At 75.0% G+C, this 7,150-nt stretch carries 4 protein-coding genes; all 4 read left to right on the plus strand.

Annotation, left to right across the window (positions count from 1 at the left end; genetic code table 11):
• Positions 1 to 375, plus strand: a 375-nt coding sequence (locus tag ACWGIU_RS24385) for a phosphopantetheine-binding protein (protein WP_453709071.1), incomplete at its 5' end; no start/stop codon positions are given.
• Positions 375 to 2,282 carry a non-ribosomal peptide synthetase gene (locus ACWGIU_RS24390; protein WP_453709073.1) on the plus strand — a complete coding sequence of 636 codons (1,908 nt, stop codon included), beginning with the start codon at positions 375 to 377 and terminating at the stop codon, positions 2,280 to 2,282. The genes ACWGIU_RS24385 and ACWGIU_RS24390, both read left to right, overlap by 1 nt.
• 1 nt (position 2,283) lies before the next feature.
• Positions 2,284 to 4,155 carry a non-ribosomal peptide synthetase gene (locus tag ACWGIU_RS24395; RefSeq protein WP_453709075.1) on the plus strand — a complete coding sequence of 624 codons (1,872 nt, stop codon included), beginning with the start codon at positions 2,284 to 2,286 and terminating at the stop codon, positions 4,153 to 4,155.
• Entirely contained in the window at positions 4,145 to 7,093 is a 2,949-nt protein-coding gene (locus ACWGIU_RS24400; protein WP_453709077.1) for a condensation domain-containing protein, read from the plus strand. The genes ACWGIU_RS24395 and ACWGIU_RS24400 overlap by 11 nt, the downstream gene beginning before the upstream one ends.
• Positions 7,094 to 7,150 lie beyond the last annotated feature (57 nt).

Genomic DNA, 7,150 nt, shown 5'->3' on the forward strand with positions numbered 1-7,150 from the left:
GCGCTGTCCCGCCGAGCGGCGGAGCTCGACGCCGACGACTCCGGCAACGCGCGTGACGCGGGTGCTGAGGGTGAAACTGCCGACTCCGGGTCCGGAACCAGCTCGGAAGGCTCGCCCGCGGCCACCGCCGCGTCCGACGACCCGATGACGGCGCTGCTCACGGAGGGCTGGAGCAAGGTCCTCGGCCACAGCCGGATCGACGCCCGTTCCCATTTCTTCCACAGCGGGGGCCATTCCCTGCTGGCCGCCGAGCTGGCCGCCTGGCTGGAGCCCCGGCTGGGCGCGCGTCCGCCGCTGCGGGTGCTCTTCCGCAACCCCGTCCTCGCCGACCAGGCCGAAGCCCTCGCCACCACCGCCCTTCCCACGGAGTCGTGATGACCCAGTCCCCGACCGCCCCTGCCGCACTCCTCGCCACGCCCCTCGACGCCGGCACTGTGCCGAGCGTCGCCCACGGGCCCCGCGCCGAACCGACCGGCGTACTCGACCGCTTCGATGACTGGGCCCGGCTCGCCCCGCAGGCCCCCGCCGTGATCGACAGCACCCGCATCTGGACGTACCAGGACCTCGACGAGGCGGCCGAGCAGGTCGCCGCCGCCCTGGGCGACCGCGTCCGGTCCGGCGACCTGGTGGGCGTCTGCCTCGACCGCTCGGCCGCCCTGGTGGTGACCGCCGTGGCGCTCGCCCGGATCGGCGCCGTCTACCTGCCGCTCGGCCCCCGCCCCGGCGAACGCCGTACCCAGGCCGTCACCGAGGACCTCGACGTCGCCTGCCTCATCGGCGACCCCGGTGTCCTGCCCGAGGGGCACCGCGGCGGGGAGCACCTCCCGCTGCCGCTGCCCACCGCCGGTGTCAACGCCCCCATCGCCGTCGTCGCGGCCTTCACCCAGTGCGCCCCCGGCACCCGGCGCGCTCCCGAGAACGCCCTGTACGCCGTCCTGACCTCCGGTTCCACCGGCCGCCCCAAGGCGGTCGCCGTTGCCGAGACCTCCCTCTCCGTCGCCCTCGACTGGTACCGGGCCGAGACCGGTCTCGCACCGGGTGACCGCCAGTCCCTGCTGATCGGCGTCGCGTTCGACCCGCACCTGCTGGAACTGTGGGCCGCCCTGACCTCGGGAGCCGCCCTCGTCCCGGCACCGGACGACACCCGCTGGGACTCGCACGTACTCACCGACTGGTGGCGTGAGCACGCCCTCACGCACGCCGTCGCGGCCACCCCGACCGTCGAACCGCTCCTGGACCGGCCCTGGCCCCAGGACCTGAAGCTCCGCCACCTCGTCGTCGGCGGCGACCGTATGCGCCGCCGCCCCGGCACCGATGTCACCGCCACGGTCCACAACGCCTACGGCCCGGCGGAAGCCACCGTCGTCACCACCACCCACACCATGCGCAACACCGACCCGGACGCCGGCGAGCAGGCCCCGCCGCCCATCGGCACCGCGCTGCCGGGCGTCACCCTCGTCGTCACGGACGACGACGGCCGCCCCGTCCCCCGTGGGCAGGACGGTGAACTGCGCGTCGGCGGGCACTGCCTGGCCCTCGGCTACCTCGACCCCGAACTCACCGCGCGCCGGTTCACCGCACCCCCGCAGGAGCCGGAGCTGCCCTCGGTCGACCGCCTCTACCGCACCGGCGACCGGGTACGGATGAACGCCGACGGCAGCCTGGACTTCCTCGGCCGCCTCGACGACCAGGTGAAGATCAGCGGGGTGCGCATCGAACCCGCCGAGGTGGAAGCCGCCTTCGAACACGACCCGCGGGTACACAGCGCCGTCGTCACCGTGCTGCGCGACGGCTCCGGCCACGGCCGTCTCGTCGCCCACCTGCGGCTCGCCGACGGCGCCGAACCGGTCACCGGGGAGCTCCTCGACGCGGTCCGTGCCTGGCTCCCCGAGCAGGCCGTCCCCGGCACCGTACGGATCGTCGACGGCTTCCCGCTCGACGCCAACGGCAAGGTGGACCGGCCCGCCCTCGCGGCCGCCGTTCCGGCGCCCGTGGCGCCCGGGACCACCACCGAGGACGAGCACGCCGACACCGGGGCCACCGCCACCGAACGGCTCGTGCTGGCGACCGTACGCGAACTCCTGGGCCGCCCCGGCACCGCCCTCGGCGACAACTTCACCGACGCCGGCGGCACCTCAATCATCGCCGCACGGCTGCTGGCAACCGTCGAACGCGAGACGGGGGTACGCCTGCGCGCTCCCGAACTGCTGCGCAGCACCGACCTGCGCGCCTTCGCCACCCTCCTCGACCAGCGCCGGACCCCGCAGCCGGCAGGAGCCTGACATGACACTCACCATCCCGAAGCCCGCCGATCCGAAGCCTACCGACGCGCAGCCCACCGGTCCGCGGCCCGCCGATCCGGCGAAGGGCACCGCCCTGCCCGCACTCGTCGCGCGGCACGCCGCACGCACCCCCGACGCCCTCGCCGTCGTGGACGGCGACACCACCCTCACCTACGGCCGCCTCCTCCAGGCCGGCCACGCCCTCGCGGCACGACTGCGCCGGCACGACGTGACCCGCGGCGACCGGGTGGCGCTGATGACGGCCCGGTCGTCCCGCACGGTCGTGGCCCAGCTCGGCCTGTGGCTGGCCGGAGCCGTCTGCGTACCGCTCGATCCCGCCCAGCCCCGGCCACGTACCGAGGCGATGATCGCCGACGCGAAAGTGACGCTCACCGTCGGCGACGCGAAACTGCTGGACGCTGCCGCACTCCCCGGCCCCGTCCTCGCCCTGCCCGAGGAGCCGCTCACGGACGGCCTGCCGACCGACGAGTCCGACCCGGACAGCCCGGCGTTCATCATGTTCACCTCCGGCTCGACAGGCCGCCCCAAGGGCGTCCTGGTGCCGCACCGTGCCATCGCAGAGCTGGTCACGGCACCCGAATACGTCACCCTCACCGGCCGCGACCGCGTCCTGTTCCACTCACCCATGACCTTCGACGCCTCGACGTTCGAAGTCTGGGCCGCGCTCGCCAACGGCGCCGCGGTCGTCGTCTGCACCGAGCAGCGGCCCACCCTGGAGGACCTCGCCCGGCACGTCGAACGGCACGGCGTGACGGTGGCGTTCTTCACCACGGCCCTCTTCCACCAGCTCGCCGCGCGCCGCTCCCGCGTGTTCACCCAGCTCCGCTCGGTCGTCGTGGGCGGCGAGGCGATGGCCGCCGCGCAGGCCCGCGAGGTCCTCACCGCTTTCCCCTGGCTGGAACTCGTCAACGGCTACGGGCCGACCGAGACGACCACATTCGCCACCGCCCACCGGGTCACCGAGCAGGACTGCGCGGGGCCGATACCCATCGGCAGGCCCATCTGCGGGGCCACGGCGCACGTCCTGGACGCCCACGGCCACCCCGTGGCCGACGGGGACCGGGGCGAGCTGTGGATCGGCGGCAGCAGGCTCGCCCACGGCTACACCGGCCTGCCCGAACTCACCGCCGAACGGTTCGTCGAACACCCCGACGTCGGTCGGCGGCTCTACCGCACGGGCGACATCGTCTCCCTCAGCCCCGACGGCATCCTGCAATTCCACGGCCGCAACGACGACCAGGTGAAGGTCCGCGGCTTCCGCATCGAACCCGCCGAGGTCGAGCACGCCCTGCGCGAGCAGCCGGACGTCGACGACGCCGCCGTCACCGTCGACGGCGCCGGCACCCCCGAAGCGCGCCTCGTCGCGTTCGTCGTCGCCGCGCCCGGCCCCGTACCTCCCGGCACGGCCCTGCGCGAACGACTCACCGCGGTCCTGCCCGCCCACCTCGTACCCGACGCGGTCACCGTGCTGGACCGGCTTCCCCTCACCCCGGCCGGCAAGGTCGACCGGCGCGCACTCACCGCCCGCGCACACGCCGCCGAAAGCCGGCCCACCGGCGAGCCGGCGCCGCTCATGACACCGCTGGAGCAGGCCGTCGCCGAGGTGTGGAGCCAAGCCCTGGGCACCGAGGTGACACACGCCGACGCCGAGTTCCTCCTCATCGGCGGCCATTCGCTCCTCGCCCTCGTCGTCACCGAGGACCTGCGCGAGGAACTCGGCGTGGAGATATCCCTCGCCGACTTCTTCGCCGCGCCGACCGTCGCCGCACAGGCCGCGCTGGTCGAAAGAGCCCTCCTCGCCGCCCACACGGACCTCCACCCCGACACCCCGGAGCACAGCGATGTCCACTGACGCCGACTCCGCGTCCCCCGACCGCCGGCAGCGACTCCAACGGGAACTGCTGCGCCGGGCCCGCGCCGGTACCGCCCGCGCCACGGCGACCACCGAACCCGCCACCGGCGCGAGCACCGGCCGGGAAGACCACGCACCGCAGTCCGAGTGCGTTCCCCTCTCCCGCGCGCAGCGCCGTATGTGGCTGATGGAGCGGCTCGGAGGCACGGGCGACTCCTACCACGTACCGTTCGCCACCCGTGTGCGCGGCCCCTTCGACGTGGCCGCCTTCGCCACCGCCCTCACCTCCCTGGTGGCCCGGCACGCCATCCTGCGCACCCGCTACACCGAGCACGGGGGCGAGCCCTGCCAGGAGGTGCTCCCGATCCCGCGGACGGTCCCCGTGCACGTCGTCGACACCGACGAGGCGCAGGCCCCGGAGCTGCTGCGGCGCGAGACGGCCCGGCCGTTCGACCTCGCGGCCGGCGACGCCGTACGGGCGCTCGTCCTGCGCCACGGTCCGACGGATCACATCCTGCTGCTGACGTTCCACCACATCGCCGTAGACGGCGCCTCGTTGGACACCGTGGCCGCCGAACTCGCCGACCTCTACGCGGCGGCCACCGGCGGAACGCCCCGGCCCGCGCTCACCGCAGCGCCGCAGTACGCCGACCACGCGCGCCGCGAGCACGACCACCTGTCCGGCTCCGAGGAGGAACTGGAGCGCTGGAGCGCGCTGCTGGCCGGGGCCGAACCTCCGCGCCTGCCCCGGCCGGCGGCGCCCGCGCCGCACACCGCCGCGCGCTCGGCGGCCGTACGCACCGTGCCCCTCGCGCCCACCGTGCCCGACGCCCTGCGGACACTGGGCGCACAGCGGCAGGCCACGCTCTTCGCGGTGTCGCTCACCGCGGCCTTCGCCGCACTGCACCGCCTCACAGGCGCTGACGACCTCGTCATCGGCGTGGCGGGCACCCACCGCAGCGGAACGGCCATGCGCGGCCTGGTCGGCCTCTGCGTCAACACCCTGCCCGTACGGGTGGACCTCTCCGGCGCCCCGTCCTTCACCCAGCTGCTGCGCCGCGTGGGTGACGCGCTCCTCGAAGCCCAGCGGCACCGGCACATCCCCTTCGACCTCGTCCTCGAACGCCTCGGCACCGGGGCACGCGGCGCCGACGGCACCGCACTGGTCCGCGTCACCTCCGACGTCCTCGGCGAGCCGACGGTGCTGCGGCTGCCGGGTACGTCGGCCGAGTACGTCGACCTCCCCTCCGACGGCGCGAAGTTCAGCCTCTCCTACGGGCTGGACCTGGGCGACCCCGCACGGCCCCGGGCCCTTGTGCAGTACGACGCCCACGCCCTGGACGACACCGCGGCGGAGGCGGCCGTACGGGACTACGCGGCCCTGCTCCACGCGGTGGCCGCCGACCCGGAACTCCCCCTGGCCCCGCTGCCTCCGGCAAGGCCGAACGACACCTCCGCGGGCGAGAGTCCCCCGGCCCGTGACCGTCACCCGGCCGCGGAGGCCCTCTGTGCCCACCCGATGGTCGCCGACGCCACGGTGGTCCGGCCCGAGCAGGGGCCGACCGTGGCCTACGCCGTCCTGAAGGACAGCACCGGCCCGTCCGGCCACGAACTCCTCGGTCTGCTGCGCCGCACGCTCGCACCCGAGGCCGTACCCGCGGCGGTCACCCTGCTCGACGCGCTGCCGCGCACGGCCGCCGGGCCGGCGGACCACGCCCGGCTGCCCGGGCGGCCCTCGACGCCCGACGCCGGGTCCGGCGCACGGGCCCGGGCGGTCACCGAGGCGTTCGCCGCGGTGCTCGGCCTCCTCCCGTCGCCGGACGGGGACTTCTTCGCCCTCGGCGGTCACTCCCTGAAGGCCGTACAGCTCGCCGAACGGCTGCGCACGGACCTCGGACTGCCCCTCACGGGACTCGATGTACTCCAGGCCCGCACCCCGCGGGCGCTGACCGCGCTCCTCGATGAACGGGCGACACGGCAAAGCGTCGCGAAAGCCGCGAGCCGGCCCGCCCCCCGCTCCCGGGACGTCCGCCCCGGCACCGTGCTGGTCACGGGCGCGACGGGCGGCGTCGGCGCGTTCGTGGTGCGTGAACTCGCCGCCCGGGGACGCCCCGTGCTGGCGCTGGCCCGGCCCGAGTCCGCCCACCTGATCGCCACCGACGGCGTCGACGTGATCGAGGGCGACCTCACCGACCTGGCCGGGCTGCGGGACGCCGTCGCGCAGGCGGACGCGGTCGTCCACGCCGCCTGCACCTTCACCCGGCACGACGTGGACCTGGCGGCAATGGAGACGATGGTCGACGCGTGGCGGCGCGGCCCCTTCGTCTTCGTCAGCAGCGTCGACGCCTACGGGCATCCCGCGACGGCCCGGGTCGCCGAGGAGTCGGCGCCCCACGAGCCCGTCAGCCCGTACGGAAAGGCCAAACTCGACTGCGAGGCCATCCTGTTGCGCGCAGCCGGGACCGAAGGGCGCGGCGGCGCCAGCTCCGTACGGTCACCGATCGTCTGGGGCGCCCACGACCGGCTCCGCGAACAGCTGCGCTGGGGCGCACTCGGCACGCTCTACCAGGCCGCCGAGCAGGGCCGGCCTATCGAACTGCCCCGCCCCGGGACCGGCGGGCACGCCTGGTACGGAACCGCCTGGGTGCACGCTGCGGCCCTGGCCCGCACGGTGGCCGAATGCCTGGACCGGCCCGTGCACGGAGTCGCCAACGCGTGCAGCGGCCACGTCTCCTGGCACGACCTCGCCCACGACCTCACGGAACTGCTCGGCACCCGAGCGGACCTCCGCGAGACCGACGCGGTACCGCAGGACCTCGACCACCGCTGGCATTACGACAGCACACGCCTGGCCCGCCCCTTGCGTCCCCGGCCGCGCGAGGACCGTCGCACCGTCCTGGCCGAGATGATCACCGCCACGACACCGGCCCACGCCTGACCACCGCCTGCGCCCGGAGCAGCCCCAACGCACTCCGGGCGCAGCCGCGGCCGCAGC

The sequence above is a fragment of the Streptomyces sp. NPDC054840 genome, from assembly GCF_053611065.1.